Raw genomic sequence first — 16179 nt, 5'->3', positions numbered from 1 at the left:
GGCGGGGAGCGTCGCTTCCTCTTTCTCCACGTGGTCCTCCTACTCCGGTTACGCCAACCGGGGCTTGATCTCGGTCAGGAAGATGGTCCGCTTCTGCTCCGCCGTGAGGTGGCAGGCGGCGGCGCGGTCCGGGGCCGACAGGGGGCGTTCGGTGACACAGCGGCCGCCGCCGACCCGGTGCTGGAAGGTGCAGCGGGGGTGGAACCGGCAGCCGGACGGCGGGTTCAGCAGCGAGGGCGGGGCGCCGGGGATGGGGGCGAGCGGGTTGCCCAGGTCCGAGTGCAGTCGGGGCATGGAGTTCAGCAGGCCCCAGGTGTACGGGTGTTGCGGTGAGTGCAGCACCTGCCGGGTCGTCCCGCGTTCGACCGCGCCGCCCGCGTACATCACCATGACGTCGTCGGCGATGTCGGCGATGACCCCGAGATCGTGCGTGATGAAGACGATCGCGGTGCCGAACTCCCGCTGGAGGTCCTTGAGCAGGTCGAGGATCTGCGCCTGGACCGTCACGTCGAGCGCCGTCGTCGGCTCGTCGGCGATCAGCAGGTCGGGGTCGCAGACCAGCGCCATCGCGATCATCGCGCGCTGCCGCATGCCGCCGGAGAACTGGTGGGGGTAGTCCTTCGCCCGTTCCCGGGCGTCGGGGATGCCGACCTTGTCGAGCATCTCGACCGTCCGCGTCCAGGCGGCCTTCCTCGATGCGCCCCGGTGCTTCATGTACGGCTCGGCGATCTGCCGGCCCACGGTGGAGTACGGGGACAGCGCGGTGAGCGGGTCCTGGAAGATCATCGCGACCTTGCTGCCGCGCAGCCGCTCCAGCTCCGACTCCCGGGCGGTCGTCAGCTCCTGCCCCTCCAGCAGGATCTCGCCCTCGACGGTGGTGAACATCGGGTTGTGCAGGCCGAGGATCGTCAGGCCGGTGACGGACTTCCCGGATCCCGACTCGCCGACGATGCCCAGGGTGCGGCCGCGTGCGAGGTCGAAGGAGAGCCCGTCGACGGCCTGGACGACGCCGTCCTGCGTGGTGAAGCCGACGTGCAGGTCCCGCACCGAGAGGAACGCGCCCGCGTCGGCCGGTCCGGACGGCTCGGACCCTGGCCCTGGCACCGGCCCTGGCATCGGCTCCGGCCCTGGCTCCGGCTCCGGCTCCCCGGCGTCCTCGGTCACCGTGGTCACGACGAACCCCCTCACGACAGGCGGGCCGGAAACCGGCCTAGGACAGCCTTGCGCGCGGATCGACGCAGGCATAGACGGCGTCGGGGAGAGGCTGGGGCGGGGCCGAAAAAGCCCGGGCGCCCCCGTCATGGGGGCGCCCGGGCTCAGGCGGCCGGCAAAAGGCCGTCGAGCGGCCGTCAAGTGGCCGTCAAGTGGCCGAGGATCAGCCGTGCTTGGCGCGGCTCGCGGTGCGGGCGCGGTCACGCTGGTCGAGGACGACCTTGCGGATGCGGACCGCCTCCGGGGTCACCTCGACGCACTCGTCGTCGCGGCAGAACTCCAGGGACTGCTCCAGGGAGAGCTTGCGCGGCGGGACGATCGCCTCGAACGAGTCGGCCGACGACGACCGCATGTTCGTGAGCTTCTTCTCCTTGGTGATGTTCACGTCCATGTCGTCGGAGCGCGAGTTCTCGCCGACGATCATGCCCTCGTACACCTCGGTGCCGGGGTCGGTGAACAGCACACCGCGTTCCTGGAGGTTCGTCATCGCGAACGCGGTGACGGCGCCCGAGCGGTCGGCGACGAGCGAGCCGTTGTTACGGGTCGTCAGCGTGCCGAACCACGGCTCGTGGCCCTCGTGGATGGAGTGCGCGATGCCGGTGCCGCGCGTACCGGTGAGGAACTCGGTACGGAAGCCGATGAGGCCGCGGGACGGGACGACGAACTCCATGCGGACCCAGCCGGAGCCGTGGTTGGACATGTTGTCCATCCGGCCCTTGCGGACGCCCATGAGCTGCGTGACCGGGCCCATGTGCTCCTCGGGCACGTCGATCGTCATGCGCTCGACGGGCTCGTACGTCTTGCCCTCGACCTCCTTGGTGACCACCTGCGGCTTGCCGATGGTCAGCTCGAAGCCCTCGCGGCGCATCTGCTCGACCAGGATGGCGAGCGCGAGCTCACCACGGCCCTGGACCTCCCAGGCGTCCGGCCGCTCGGTGTCGAGCACGCGCAGCGAGACGTTACCGACCAGCTCGCGGTCCAGACGGTCCTTGACCTGGCGGGCGGTGACCTTGCGGTCCTTGACCGCGGCCTTGTTGTCCGCGCCCTTGCCGGTGGCACCGCGGCCGACCATCGGCGAGGTGTTCGTACCGATGGTCATGGAGATGGCCGGCTCGTCGACCGTGATGAGCGGCAGCGGGATCGGGTTCTCCGGGTCGGCGAGGGTCTCGCCGATCATGATGTCCGGGATGCCCGCGACGGCGCAGATGTCACCGGGGCCGGCCTTCTCGGCGGGCTTGCGGGTGAGCGCCTCGGTCATCAGCAGCTCGGTGATGCGCACGTTGGACATGGTGCCGTCGCGCTTGATCCACGTGACGGTCTGGCCCTTGCGCAGCTCGCCCTGCTCCACGCGGAGCAGCGCGATACGGCCGAGGAAGTTGTCGGCGTCCAGGTTGGTGACGTGCGCCTGGAGGGGGGCCTCGGTGTCGTACTCCGGAGCCGGGACGTGCGACAGGATCGTGGAGAAGAACGGCTCCAGGCTGTCGCTGTCCTGCGGGACCGTGCCGTTCTCCGGCTTGGTGAGCGAGGCCACACCGTCACGCGCACACGCGTAGACGATGGGGAACTCGATCTGGTCCTCGTCGGCGTCGAGGTCGAGGAAGAGGTCGTAGGCCTCGTTGACGACCTCGTCGATGCGGGAGTCGGGGCGGTCCGTCTTGTTGATGCACAGGATGACGGGCAGGCGGGCCTGCAGCGCCTTGCGCAGCACGAAGCGGGTCTGGGGCAGCGGACCCTCGGAGGCGTCGACGAGCAGCACCACCGCGTCCACCATCGACAGGCCGCGCTCGACCTCGCCGCCGAAGTCGGCGTGGCCGGGGGTGTCGATGATGTTGATGGTGACGACCTCGCCGCCATCCTTGGGGTGGTACTTCACGGCCGTGTTCTTGGCCAGGATCGTGATGCCCTTCTCACGCTCCAGGTCGTTCGAGTCCATCATGCGGTCGTCGAGCGACTCCGCGGCGTGCGCTGCGAAGGCACCGGCCTGCTTGAGCATGGCGTCGACCAAGGTCGTCTTGCCGTGGTCGACGTGAGCGACGATGGCGACATTGCGGATGTCGTGGCGCGTGGCCATATAGCGGCGTTCTCCCGGAGTGTGAGGGCGACCCTGCTGCGTACGTCTGTGTTACGCGGGCCCTGCCGGGCTTGACACGCCACGGCCTCACCCCATGGTACGTGGCCCTGCGACGGACGGCCTCCGCAGGGCCACTCGGCCGGTTCCGGCTCAGTCCTCGGAGGGGCTCACGGAGGGGCTCACGGAGGAGTTCGGGGCGGGTGTCGAGGCGCCCTTCGCGCCGCTCGCCCCCTTCTTCAGGAAGCCCATGTCCTCGTAGACGGGGGTCTCGAAGCCGAAGGCGCCCGCGTTCGCCACGTTCTTGCGGACGGCCGTGAGCTGGGGCCGCTGATAGAGCGGAATCGATCCGGCAGCCGCCCAGATCCGGGAGTCGGCCTTGCGCAGCAAGGACCGCGCCTCGCCCTCGTCCAGGGTGCCGATCGCCTGGTCGAAGAGCTGGTCGACCTGGTCGGTGCCGACCCGCGTGTAGTTCTGCTCGACGCTCAGCGAGCCGTCGGCGGCCGGGACGGGCTTGGCGTAGATCGGCCGGGCGTCGGTGGCGGGGAAGGCGGAGGCGGGCCAGGAGTACAGGGCGAGGTCGTACTGGCCGGAGGCGATGTGGTCCTTGAAGTAGCTCTCGTCGGAGACCTTGGTGATCTCCGTGCGGATGCCGACCTTGGCCAGCATCTTCGTGATCCGTTCGGCGACCGCCGCCAGGGACTCCGAGCCGGGGCCGGACGGCAGCACGAACCGCAGGTCGAGCGCCTTGCCGTCCTTGGCCAGCGCCTTCGCCGGAGCCACGGCGGGCGCGGCGGAGCCGGCCGGCGCGGGGGTCGCGTCCGGGGCCGCGGTGCCCTTCGGGGCGTAGGCGCCGGGGGCGCCGCCCTGGTGCGGCTGCTTGTACTGCTTGCCGTCCTGGGCGAGCTGCCGCCCGCCGTTCTCGCTCTTGTGCGCGCTGTTCTGCGCGTTCTCGCCCTTGGCCGCGGTGTGCTTCTCCTCACGATCGGTCTCGGCCGGTGCCTTGTCGTCCTCGCCGACGATGTAGGTGCCGTCGTCGCCGTCCGCGGAGTCGTCGTCGGAGTCGTCGTCGGCCTTCCTGCCCGCCGAGCCGGCCGCCTTGCCGCCCTTCTCCTTGATCGGGCCGCCGGCCACCCAGCCCGCGTCCGCGAGCAGCGCCTGCGCCTCGGAGGTGTCCTGGCCGCCGAGCGCCCCGCTGTTGTCGGCGTAGACGTCCTGTCCGGCCAGGGCCAGGTGACTGCCGACGGGCTGCGCGGGCAGCCTCAGCGGCTTCAGCACCAGCCGGGCCAGCTCCTTGCGGTCCAGCGCCCTGGCCACGGCGCGGCGCACCCGTTCGTCCGCCAGCGGCCCTTCCGAGCCGTTCAGGGCCAGCTGGGTGTAGGCCGGCTCCAACGATCTGCGCACCTCGAAGCCGCGCAGCGCCTTCTGCTGCTGCTGCCACTGCGCGATCGCGCTGCGCAGCTTCGTGCGGGCCTCGTCCTCGTTGTCGTCCGCGTCCTCGTTCTCGTCCTCGTCGTCGGCCGCCTCCTCGTCGGAGCCGTGGGCGAGCGCCCAGGAGCGCAGCGCCTTCGCCGCGCCGACCTCGGAACCGGGGCCGGCGAGCGGTCCGGCCGAGCCGTTCGCGGCGCCTTCGATGCGCTGTGCCGCGGTCGGGTCGACCTCGGCCAGATCGATCTTCCCGGCGGCCAGCGCGGTCGCCCGCTCGTCCCTGGGGACGGCCGTCAGAACGAGCTCGGAGAGCTTGGCCGGACGCCCCCACCAGCGCGGATTGCGGGTGAGGCGCACCTCGTTCTTCTTGCGGTCGATCTGCTTCACGAGGAACGGCCCGGCGGTCACCTTCAGCTTGCGCCGCACCCCGTCGTTGAAGGCGTCGGGCGTGCCCATGACGTCCTTCGGGTACAGCGGGGAGAACAGCGACCGCCAGTCGGCGTAGCGCCGGCTGAAGGTGACCCGGACCTCCAGGTCGTTCTCGCCGCGCTCGATCTTCTCGATGCGGTCGTAGCCGGCGTTGCGGGCGGTCCAGTACGCGGTGTCCTTGCCCGCCAGCGCGCGCCACTGGGCGGCGAAGTCGGCGGCGCCGATCTCCCGGCCGTCGCTCCAGACGGCCTGCTGGTTCAGCTTGTACAGCACGACCTGCTTGGGCTCGGTGTCGACGACCTTCGCGGACTCCAGGTAGTCGGCGTCGCGCTGCGGCCTGCCGTTCGCGTCGATGCGGTACATCGTCGGCAGCACGGCCTGGGCGACCCGGGTCGTGGTGGCGTCGGCGTCCGCCTGGAAGGTGTTGAAGGTCTCCGGCACCGCGTCCACCGCCCAGCGCAGGGTGCCGCCCTCGGCGATCCGGGCGCGGGCGGCCGGGGCGATGTCCTGGCGGGCCAGCGGCTTGCCGACCTCGTCGGCGGAGCCGCAGCCGGTCAGCAGGGGCACCGCGAGCACGCCCGCGGTGAGGAAGGCGACCGAGCGCAGCACCGCGCGCGGACCGACGCCGTCGTGGGACATCTCTGGTACCTCCGGTGACGCGGGTGCGTTTTGATCACGTTTGGCGGTATTTTGGAGTTGATCAGATCTACGGCTCTCTGAAGAGGAACTGAAGACGAAAGGATTCGCCTGCCGGGAGCGACACGGCGGCGGGCGCGTCCAAGGCCACCCGTGCGGAGCAACGCACCCGCCAATCGCTGCACACGCCTTCACATTCACCGGTGTGACGCGCAACACTCGCAGGCGCATGAACGTTGCCGTCCAGGGCACCGCCCACGGAAGCGAGGTCATGTCATGTCCGTGCACGACGACCTGACAACGGTCCAGCGCTGTCTCGACGACCTCTCCCGGTCCGTCGGCCGCCTGGAACAGCAGCTCGGCAGCGGCGGCCTGGAGATGCGCCGCGTCCGCACCGACGCCGCCCATCTCAAGGAGAGCGTCGCCCTGCTGCGCGAGGCCGCGGCCCAACCCCACGCACCGCGCAAGCCCGAGCTGGTCACCATCCCCGACACCCCGTACGACGACTCCCTGTGGATCGACACCGACGACGAGGGACTCGGCGCCCGGGACCGACACGCACCCTGACCCGACCGGAGTCCTGAGTTGGCCACTGGTACGGAACCTCCACCCACCGACCCCCATCCCCGAAGCGGCGTCCGCGGCGCCGGCCGCGCCGCGATCGCCGCGCCCCATCTGCGGACCGACCGCTGGTGGCTGGCGCCCGCCGCCACCGCCGCCGGTCTGCTGGCGTTCATCGTCTACTCGACGTGGCGGGCCTTCGCGAACGCGGACTACTACGCGGCGCCGTACGTCTCGCCGTTCTACTCGCCCTGTCTGGCGGAGAACTGCGACACGATGCGCCACGGCCCCAACGCGGATCTCCTCGGCGGCTGGTGGGGCATCTCCCCCGCGATCATCATCCTGATCTTCCCACTCGGCTTCCGCCTGACCTGCTACTACTACCGCAAGGCCTACTACCGGGGCTTCTGGGCCTCGCCCCCGGCCTGCGCGGTGGCCGAGCCGCACGCGAAGTACACCGGTGAGACCCGCTTCCCGCTGATCCTGCAGAACATCCACCGGTACTTCTTCTACGCCGCGATCGTGGTCGCCGGGATCCTGACGTACGACACCGTGCTCGCCTTCCGCGACGAGCACTACAACTGGGGCCACATGGGCCTGGGCACCCTCGTCTTCCTGCTCAACATCACGCTGATCTGGGCGTACACGCTCTCCTGCCACTCCTGCCGGCACATCGTCGGCGGCAAGCTGAAGCACTTCTCCAAGCACCCCGTGCGCTACGCGGCATGGCAGTTCGTCGGCAAGCTGAACGCCCGTCACATGCAGCTCGCCTGGGCGTCGCTGGTGAGCGTGGCCCTCGCCGACTTCTACGTGTACCTGGTCGCGTCCGGTGTCTTCGACGATCCGAGGTTTTTCTAGATGCGCGAGCTGCGCGAGACGAGTGGGGCCTTCTGATGTCCGTGGTCGACCGCCAGGAGTGGGACGTCGTCGTGGTCGGCGCCGGAGGCGCCGGGCTGCGTGCCGCCATCGAGGCCCGGGAGCGCGGCGCCCGCACGGCCGTCATCTGCAAGTCGCTGTTCGGCAAGGCGCACACGGTGATGGCCGAGGGCGGCATCGCGGCGGCGATGGCCAACGCCAACGAGCACGACAACTGGCAGGTCCACTTCCGCGACACCCTGCGCGGCGGCAAGTTCCTCAACCAGTGGCGGATGGCCGAGCTGCACGCCCAGGAGGCCCCGGACCGGGTGTGGGAGCTGGAGACCTGGGGCGCCCTCTTCGACCGCACCAAGGACGGCCGCATCTCCCAGCGCAACTTCGGCGGCCACGAGTACCCGCGCCTCGCCCACGTCGGCGACCGCACCGGCCTGGAGCTGATCCGCACGCTCCAGCAGAAGATCGTCTCCCTCCAGCAGGAGGACTTCCGCGAGACGGGCGACTACGAGTCCCGGCTGAAGGTCTTCCAGGAGTGCACGGTCACCCGGATCCTCAAAGACGGCAGCCGGGTGTCGGGCGTCTTCGCCTACGAACGCGAGACGGGCCGCTTCTTCGTCCTCCAGGCGCCCTCCGTGGTGATCGCGACCGGCGGCATCGGCAAGTCCTTCAAGGTGACGTCGAACTCATGGGAGTACACGGGCGACGGCCACGCCCTGGCCCTCCTCGCCGGCGCACCCCTGCTGAACATGGAGTTCGTGCAGTTCCACCCGACGGGCATGGTCTGGCCGCCCTCGGTGAAGGGCATCCTCGTCACCGAGTCCGTCCGCGGCGACGGCGGGGTGCTGCGGAACTCCGACGGAAAACGCTTCATGTTCGACTACGTCCCGGACGTCTTCAAGGAGAAGTACGCCGAGTCCGAGGAGGAGGGCGACCGCTGGTACGAGGACCCGGACCACAACCGGCGTCCCCCCGAGCTGCTCCCCCGTGACGAGGTGGCCCGCGCCATCAACTCCGAGGTGAAGGCGGGCCGCGGCTCCCCGCACGGCGGAGTCTTCCTCGACGTGTCGACCCGGATGCCGGCCGAACGGATCAAGCGCCGGCTCCCCTCCATGTACCACCAGTTCAAGGAGCTCGCGGACGTCGACATCACCGCGGAGGCCATGGAGGTCGGACCGACCTGCCACTACGTGATGGGCGGCATCGCCGTCGACTCCGACACGGCGGCCGCCCGCGGGGTGCCGGGGCTGTTCGCGGCCGGCGAGGTGGCCGGCGGTATGCACGGCTCCAACCGGCTCGGCGGAAACTCGCTGTCCGACCTGCTGGTCTTCGGCCGCCGGGCCGGACTGCACGCGGCACGGCACACGGCGGACCTCGACGGAGCCCGCCCCACGGTGGACGACGCCCAGATCGACGCGGCGGCCGCGGAGGCGCTGCGCCCGTTCTCCGCGGAGGGCGAGGAGCCCACCGGGAAGCCGCCGGAGAACCCGTACACCCTTCACCAGGAACTCCAGCAGACCATGAACGACCTGGTCGGCATCATCCGCCGGGAGGGCGAGATGGAGCACGCCCTGGAGAAGCTGGCCGAACTGCGGGTACGGGCGCGCCGGGCCGGCGTCGAGGGCCACCGCCAGTTCAACCCGGGCTGGCACCTCGCCCTCGACCTGCGCAACATGCTCCTGGTCAGCGAGTGCGTCGCCCGGGCCGCCCTGGAACGCACGGAGTCACGCGGCGGACACACCCGCGAGGACCACCCGACGATGGACCGCGGCTGGCGCAACGCCAACCTGCTGTGCGCACTCGTCGACGCGACCGGCGACCTGGTGGCGACGGACCCCGTCCGCGGCCAGATCGCCCTCACCCGCGAGACCACCGAACCCATCCGCCCCGACCTGCTCGCCCTTTTCGAGAAGGAGGAGCTGGTCAAGTACCTCACCGAAGAGGAGCTGTACGAGTGAGCAGCTACGAGGCCCGCTTCCGGGTCTGGCGGGGCGACGTCGACGGCGGCGGCCTGAAGGACTTCGAGGTCGAGGTCAACGACGGCGAGGTGGTGCTGGACATCATCCATCGTCTCCAGTCCACACAGGCCCCCGACCTCGCCGTCCGCTGGAACTGCAAGGCGGGCAAGTGCGGTTCGTGTTCGGCGGAGATCAACGGGCGGCCCCGGCTGATGTGCATGACGCGCATGTCGGTGTTCGACCGGGCGGAGACGATCACCGTCACTCCCCTGCGCGCCTTCCCGGTGATCCGTGATCTCGTCACGGACGTCGGCTTCAACTACCAGAAGGCCAGGGAGGTCCCGTCGTTCGTGCCGCCGGAGGGGGTCGGGCCCGGCGAGTACCGGATGTTCCAGGAGGACGTGGACCGTCCGCAGGAGTTCCGCAAGTGCATCGAGTGCTTCCTGTGCCAGGACACCTGCCATGTCGTCCGCGACCACGAGGAGAACAAGCCGGCGTTCGCGGGCCCGCGCTTCCTCATGCGGGTCGCCGAGCTCGACATGCACCCGCTGGACGGGGCCGAGGAGAGCGGCCTGGACCGCAAACGCACCGCCCAGGACGAACACGGCCTCGGCTACTGCAACATCACCAAGTGCTGCACGGAGGTCTGCCCCGAGGGCATCAAGATCACGGACAACGCGCTGATCCCCTTGAAGGAGAGGGCGGTCGACCGCAAGTACGACCCGCTGGTGTGGCTGGGGTCGAAGATCAGGAGGCGGTCGTCGTAGCCGTCGGGGGCAGCGGGGGCGTGCGTCCGGGACGCCGCGCGAGCGCCTGGACGCCGAGCCCGGCGAAGTTGACGGCCATTCCGACGAGCGGGATGTAGTAGTGCACCGCCGGGCCGCCGGGGGCCAGTGGGCCCAGGAACACGAAGAGGCTCAGGCCCAGGGCGCTCATCAGGGCGCCGGCGCCCCACAGTCGCGGCCGCAGCACGGAGCGGCGGCGGAGCGGCGGCATCCACTCCCGCGTGACGGCCGCGATGCCGAGCGCCGCCATGACCGTCACACAGACGACCATCGTCCCCACCAGTGCCCAGTACATGCGCTCAGGATCCCAGCAACTCCCGTACGCGCAAGGGATTTGACCCGACGATGGCCTGCGGACGGGGAAGAGTTGGGTCCTACCGGACCCAGCCCTCCCGGTACGACGTCCAGTCCTGCTCGGTGGCCGTGAAGTCGACGTACGCCGCGACGCCGAAGTTCGCACGGTCGGCGTCGGTCCGGGACAGCCCCAGCCGGACGCCCCGGACGGCGGCGGCGACCGTCTCGGCGTGCGCCCAGTGGCCGAACCGGTTCTCTCGGTAGAAGGGCAGGCCCATCAGCAGATCGGTGCCGGGCGGGGTGACCTCCAGGGCGAGGGAGGTCTGCTGGGCGACGTAACCGCCGTACGTGCCCTCCAGCGGCTGCATGGTGTCGTACGACATCACGGCGATCTGGTCCACGCGGCGGGCGACCTGGCCGAAGAACTTCTGCGACCACCACTTGGGGTGACCGGTGGTCGTGCCCCAGAAGGAGTGGAAGCCGGGCACCGGGTCGATCTGGTGGGCGGCGACGGAGAGCCGGGCGTCGTGGGCACGGGTGACGGCGCGCAGGGTGTCCAGAAGGGTGAGGTAGTCGGCGTCGTCGGAGTGCAGGGGCTCCAGGTCGAAGTGCGCGCCCTGGAAACCGACGGCGAGGATCTCCCGGGTCGACCGGACGACGGCGGCGCGGGTCGCCGCCCGCTCCAGCCGCATGCCGTTCGGGCTCTCGCTGGCGAGGACGTCGCCGAGCCAGGCCTGCACCCGGAGCTGCGGCGCCTCCCGGTGGACGGCGGCTATGAACCAACGCGCGTTGGCGTACGCGGACTCGGGCAGTGTGCCGTCGTGCTCCAGCGGGCCCGCGTGGACGTAGAGGTCCCGCATGCCGGTGTCCCGCAGCCGGTCGGCCAGCGCCTTGACGTCGGCGTCCTTCTTACGGCCGTCGACCCAGGCGTGGCCCAGCCAGATGGCGTCCTTGCCGCGGGTGTACGTGCCGTCGGCCGGGTCGCCCAGGTAGTTCACGCGGAGGGCGGTCAGGGCGGCGAGCACCGGCACGACGAGGAGCAGGACGAGGCCGAGGGCGACGCGGAGCAGCAGCCGTCGGCGACGCCTGCGCCGAGGGACCGCGGCCGCCTCGGCCGCGTCATCGGCCGCGTCATCAGCGGCGTCATCAGCGGCGTCTTCGGCTGCGTCTTCGGCCTCCGGTGGCTTACCCGCCTCGGCTGCGTGATCGGCCGTATCATCGACTGCGGGTGGCGTCTCCCCCTCGCCCGCCGTCTCGGGCACCCCCTCGGCCGCCGCCTCCGTCTCCGCCCCTGCTTCCGTCCCCGGCTGCCCCACTGCGCGTTCCACCGCGGTTCCCCCTCCCGTGTTGTTCCGCCCCACCGCCCCCGTCTCGGGTGTATCCCGGTCGCGTGGCCGTATTCGCGGCCATACGCTCCCAAATGTGACCTCTTCCTTGCTCCGAGGCCGGCCGCGGCGTTCCGCATCGCACATATCCGTGCGGGTGGCGCATGCCGCGCTGGGCGGAGCGGTCGGGGTCGTGTGGCTGGTGTTGCCAGGGATGACGTCCGGCGCCGACGCTCCGGTTGCGATCAAGGGGCCCACGCCCGCCGCGAGCGCCGCCGTGGCCCAGGAGGACGAGAGGTCCACCGTCGATCTGGTGCTGCCGCTGGCCGCCGTCGCCGTGGCGGGCACGGTCGCCGGGTACGCGTACATACGCCGGGTCCGGCGCACCCGCGACCGGACGACCCCCGGCGGGACCGGCAGCCCACCGCCGCGGACGTCGTCGCCGCCGCTCGCCGTCCCCGACGAGCAGGCCTGCGCGGCGCTGGTCGCCGCCGACAACCGGATGCGGGCGGCGCGCGCCGAACTCGGCTTCGCCGAGGCGCTGTTCGGTGCGGAGGCCGTGGCGGAGTTCCGCCGGGCCGTCCGCGAGGCGGAGCACGAACTCGCCGCGGCGTTCCGGATGCGGCAGCGCTACGACGAGGGGGTGCCGGCGGAGGCGGCGGCCCGGGGACACGCGCTCGCCGGGATCGTCGGACGCTGCGAGGAGGCGGGACGGCGGCTGGACGCCGTGGCCGACGACTTCCAGCGGCTGCGCGGACTGGAACACGGGGGGTTGGGTGAGGCTCTGGGGGTCGCCGAGGGCCGCTTCCGGGAACTGGCGGGGCGGGCGGGGGCCTCGGAAGCCGTCCTCGCCGGGCTCCGGACCCGGTACGCGCCCACCGCCACCGCCTCGGTCACCGGGAACGTCGAACAGGCAAAGGACCGGCTGGTGTTCGCCACCTCCCTGCTGAACGAGGCCCGCCAGTCGGCCGACTCGGGACGACCCGAGCAGGCGGCCCGGCACCTGCGTGCGGCAGAGGGCGCGGTCGACCAGGCGGCCGTCCTCGTCGAGGGGGTCGACCGACTGGCCGCGCAGCTGCGCACGGCCGAACAGACGGTGCCGGCCGCCCTCACCGGCGCGGAGACCGAGCTGTCCTGGATCCGGGACCAGGAACAGAACCGGGAACGGCAACGGGGACGAGAACGGGATCAGGAACAGGAACGGGCGGCCGGGGGTGCCGCGCCCGCGCGGCAGACGACCCATGACCTCGCCGCCACGCCCCCGGGCGAGCTGCACTCGCGGCTGGCGCATGCCGATGCCGTGCTCGCGTCCGTGCGGCAGGAGTTGACCCGCGGGCAGCTCCATGACCCGGTCGGGGTGCTGCGGCGGATCGTGCGGGCGACCGCGCCGGTCGCCTCGGGGCGGGCCGGGGTGTTGCCGGCCGCCGCGCTGCTCACCGCCCGCGTCGCCGTCGCCGCCGCGGCCGACTTCGTCGCGACGCACCGCGGTGCGGTGGGGGCCGCCGCACGCACCCGGCTGGCGGAGGCGGAACGGCTGCTCGCCACCGGGGACCCTGCGGACCGTCCGCCCGCCGACGCCCTCGCCCTGGAGGCGCGGGAGCTGGCCGAACTCGACGTGCGGGCGCACGGGAACCCGTACGCGGGACCCGGCGCGGCCGGTGTCGGCGGGGCCGTCCTCGGCGGCATCGTCCCGGCCGAGGATCCCGGCAGCGGAACGCCGCCCGGCTTCGCCGGACCCGCACCCGGCTGACCGCGCGTCAGAACAGGCTCAGCAAGGCCTCCGCCGGGTCCGTCAGGCCCGTCTCGCCGTCCGGCAGCGGGAGTTCGAACCACACCGTCTTCCCGCGCGGGGTGCGGCGCGAGCCCCAGGCGGCCGAGAGGAGGCCGACTAGCTGGAGGCCGCGGCCGCCCTCGTCGGTGTCCCGGGCGCGGCGGCGGCGCGGCTGGACGAGGCCGGAGTCCCAGACCTCGCAGACCAGCGTGCCGTCCAGCAGCAGCCGGAGTCTGATCTCGCCCTCGCCGTACCGCAGGGCGTTGGTGACCAGCTCGCTGACCAGCAGTTCCGTCGTGTCGACCAGGGGTTCCAGGTCCCAGGACAGCAACTGCCGGCGCGCGTGCTCTCTCGCCCGGCCCACGCTGCGCGGCTCGCGCGGCAGGGTCCAGTCGCCGACCGAGTCGGCGGGCAGGCCCTGGACGCGTGCCATCAGCAGGGCGAGGTCGTCCTCGCCGTGGTGGGTGTCGAGGGTGTTCAGGACGTGGTCGCAGACGTCCTCCAGCGGCCTGGAGGGGTCCGTCAGCGCTCCGACGAACGCATTGAGGCCCTCGTCCAGCGGGTGGTCCCGCGATTCGACCAGTCCATCCGTGTAGAGCGCCAGCAGCGCGCCTTCGGGGAGTTCGACCTCCACCTCCTCGAAGGGCTCGCCGCCCACGCCGAGCGGCATGCCCGGCGGCACGTCCAGCATCAGGGCCGGCTCGCCGGGTTCGACGAGGACCGGGGGCAGATGGCCAGCGTTGGCGAAGGTGCAGCGCCGGGTCACCGAGTCGTAGACCGCGTACACGCAGGTGGCGAGGTACACCTCGGACAGGTCGGCCTCGCGGGGGCGGCGGGCGGCACGGGTGGCCTGCTGGACGCCGCCGGGGGTGCCGAGGCCGCGCGCGATCTCGTCCAACGCGGAGAGCACCTCGGCGGGTTCGAGGTCCAGCAACGCCAAGGTGCGCACAGCGGTCCGCAGTTCGCCCATGGCGACGGCGGCCCGCAGTCCGCGGCCCATGACGTCGCCGACCACCAGGGCGGTCCGGTGCCCGGGGAGTTCGATGACGTCGAACCAGTCGCCGCCGACCTCGCTGGGGCGGCCGGTGGAGGCGTTGCCGGGGAGGTAGCGACAGGCGATGTCGAGTCCGGAGGCGACCGGGTCGCCGGGCGGCAGCAGCGACCGTTGCAGTATCAACGCCCGCTCGTGCTCCCGCCGGTACAGCCGCGCGTTGTCGATGCAGACGGCGGCGCGGGCGGCCAGCTCCACGGCCAGATCGCGGTCCCGGTCCCCGAACGGCTCGCTGCCCTTCGTCCGCGAGAACTGCGCGAGGCCGACGACGGTGTCGTGGGCGACCATCGGGACGGCGAGGGTGGACTGCACGAGGCCGCCCTCCTCGCCGGGGATGAGCTGCGGGCGGGCGGTGCGCAGGGCGTCCGCGCAGGGCGAGTTGAACGGGAAGTGGTGGACCGCGCCGACGGCGACGGGCGCGCCGCTGCCGGCGAAGGGGGCGTCGGAGACGGCGGAGGAGAAGGCGACCCGGCGCAGTTCCGCGCTGCCGTCGGCGAGGCCGGGCGGGGTCTCGTCGCCGGCCAGGAGGCCCTGGTAGAGGTCCACGGTGGCGAGGTCGCAGAAGCCGGGCACGACGACGTCGAGGAGCTCGCGCGCGGTCGTCTCCAGGTCGAGGGAGTTCCCTATGCGGGCTCCCGCCTCGTTCAGAAGGGCGAGATTGCGCCGTGCGGCGGCGGCCTCGCGGGCGGCGGCGCGCCGGGCGGTGATGTCGGTGCCGAGCCAGGCGACGCCGATGGGACGGCCGCTGCCGCTGTGCACGCGGTAGAGGTTGATCGACCAGTGGCGGCGCTCCTCGGAGCCCGGCACAAAGCCGGTGACGTGCATGTCCGTGATGGATTCGCCGGTCTGCAGGACCCTGCGCAGGGTCGCGCTGACCCGTTCGGCCTCGGGCCGGGGCAGGTAGTCGTGGACGCCCTTGCCCCGGTGGTCGTCGGGGTCGCCGCCGAAGATGGAGGAGAAGCGGTGGTTGGCTCGGCGGATCCGCAGGTCGGGGTCGATCAGCAGGAACCCGAACGGGGATTGACCGAAAATGGCCTGCGAGGCGGCGAGGTCGGTCTCGATGCTGCGGAGCGTGCGGACGTCGACGACGATGCACACGGCGGCCTTCTCGCCGTCCAGGCTCTGCGTCGGCATGACGTACACCTCGGCGAGGCCCTGCTCGCCGCGTCCGCCGCCGGGCACCGGGTCCGGCATCCGGAACGGCACGACGCCGGTCCACTCACGGCCGTCCAGGATCTCGGCCATCTTGCGCTGGCCGCGTTCACGCAGGTCCGGGTCGACGAAGGCGTCGATGGGGTCCATGCCGACGGCCTTGTCGGCGGAGATGCCGAAGATCTGCTCGGCGCGCAGACTCCACTGGTCGACGAGGCCGTCGGGGCCGATCGAGAACGAGGCGACCTTGATGTAGTCGTAGATCGAGCCGGGCGGACTGCTCTGCCACATGGCGTCACCGTGCGCCGCCGCCTCGCCCACGCTGTCGTCCACACCGTCGACCGGGCCGCCGGTCACGCGGTCGGCCGGGCTGTCGGTCACGCGGTCGGCCGGGTCGTGCGCGGCGTCTGCGGCAAGCACGGCGTCCGCGGCGAGCACGCCAGAACTCTTCGCCCTCGCGCCGCCCGACGGGTCCTCGGACTCCGTGGCCTTCGCTGGTATCTCGCTCACGCGAACCGTCCCCTCCAGCTCACCGCGTCCGGCACCGGTCACCGGCGGCGGCTGCCCGCAGTATCCAGCACTACGGGTCCGCACGACACGGTGTTCACGATCACAGCACGGTCCAGGCGTTTTTTGGCC

At 71.7% G+C, this 16179-nt stretch carries 11 protein-coding genes; 5 read left to right on the top strand and 6 right to left on the bottom strand.

The genetic code is table 11. The features are described from left to right. Window positions 1-48 precede the first annotated feature (48 nt). From ABZ725_RS03295 to ABZ725_RS03285, 3 genes are all read right to left on the bottom strand, one after another. Window positions 49-1116 carry an ABC transporter ATP-binding protein gene (locus tag ABZ725_RS03295; protein WP_358801368.1) on the bottom strand — a complete coding sequence of 356 codons (1068 nt, stop codon included), beginning with the start codon at window positions 1114-1116 and terminating at the stop codon, window positions 49-51. Between the two features lie 259 nt (window positions 1117-1375). Beyond that, window positions 1376-3283, bottom strand: coding sequence for a translational GTPase TypA (gene typA / locus ABZ725_RS03290; protein WP_351918580.1), 1908 nt, complete (start codon window positions 3281-3283; stop codon window positions 1376-1378). A gap of 150 nt (window positions 3284-3433) precedes the next feature. Continuing rightward, window positions 3434-5776 (bottom strand): ABC transporter family substrate-binding protein, encoded by a 2343-nt coding sequence (locus ABZ725_RS03285; RefSeq protein WP_358801078.1) that lies wholly within the window; start codon window positions 5774-5776, stop codon window positions 3434-3436. A gap of 273 nt (window positions 5777-6049) precedes the next feature. Here ABZ725_RS03285 and ABZ725_RS03280 point away from each other — a divergent pair, with 273 nt between their 5' ends. Genes ABZ725_RS03280 through ABZ725_RS03265 form a run of 4 tightly spaced genes read left to right on the top strand, consistent with a single transcriptional unit; the run spans window position 6050 to window position 9929 of the window. Further along, a complete protein-coding gene (locus ABZ725_RS03280; protein ID WP_358801077.1) occupies window positions 6050-6340 on the top strand; it encodes a hypothetical protein in 291 nt (96 codons plus the stop codon). 18 nt (window positions 6341-6358) lie between these two features. Beyond that, complete coding sequence (locus ABZ725_RS03275) at window positions 6359-7192, top strand: hypothetical protein (RefSeq protein WP_358801076.1); 834 nt, start codon at window positions 6359-6361, stop codon at window positions 7190-7192. Window positions 7193-7227: 35 nt separating this feature from the next. Continuing rightward, the gene (locus ABZ725_RS03270; RefSeq protein WP_358801075.1) at window positions 7228-9162 is read left to right on the top strand and encodes a fumarate reductase/succinate dehydrogenase flavoprotein subunit; all 1935 of its coding nucleotides are present in this window, start codon (window positions 7228-7230) and stop codon (window positions 9160-9162) included. Further along, window positions 9159-9929, top strand: a complete 771-nt coding sequence (locus ABZ725_RS03265; protein WP_358801074.1) for a succinate dehydrogenase/fumarate reductase iron-sulfur subunit — start codon at window positions 9159-9161, stop codon at window positions 9927-9929. The genes ABZ725_RS03270 and ABZ725_RS03265 overlap by 4 nt, the downstream gene beginning before the upstream one ends. Here ABZ725_RS03265 and ABZ725_RS03260 read toward each other — a convergent pair. Beyond that, window positions 9910-10242 (bottom strand): hypothetical protein, encoded by a 333-nt coding sequence (locus ABZ725_RS03260; protein ID WP_358801073.1) that lies wholly within the window; start codon window positions 10240-10242, stop codon window positions 9910-9912. The genes ABZ725_RS03265 and ABZ725_RS03260 overlap by 20 nt on opposite strands. A 79-nt stretch (window positions 10243-10321) precedes the next feature. Then, window positions 10322-11569: a hypothetical protein gene (locus tag ABZ725_RS03255; protein WP_358801072.1), complete on the bottom strand. Its 1248-nt coding sequence runs from the start codon at window positions 11567-11569 to the stop codon at window positions 10322-10324. 94 nt (window positions 11570-11663) lie between these two features. Here ABZ725_RS03255 and ABZ725_RS03250 point away from each other — a divergent pair, with 94 nt between their 5' ends. Then, the gene (locus ABZ725_RS03250) at window positions 11664-13316 is read left to right on the top strand and encodes a hypothetical protein (RefSeq protein WP_358801071.1); all 1653 of its coding nucleotides are present in this window, start codon (window positions 11664-11666) and stop codon (window positions 13314-13316) included. Between the two features lie 7 nt (window positions 13317-13323). Here ABZ725_RS03250 and ABZ725_RS03245 read toward each other — a convergent pair whose 3' ends face one another. Next, window positions 13324-16050 (bottom strand): SpoIIE family protein phosphatase, encoded by a 2727-nt coding sequence (locus tag ABZ725_RS03245; protein ID WP_358801070.1) that lies wholly within the window; start codon window positions 16048-16050, stop codon window positions 13324-13326. Between the last annotated feature and the right edge of the window lie 129 nt (window positions 16051-16179).

Origin of the sequence: Streptomyces sp. NPDC006872 (assembly GCF_040635845.1) — a bacterium.
In the GTDB taxonomy this organism is placed as follows: domain Bacteria; phylum Actinomycetota; class Actinomycetes; order Streptomycetales; family Streptomycetaceae; genus Streptomyces.
This window is presented reverse-complemented; position numbering and strand designations above follow the sequence as displayed.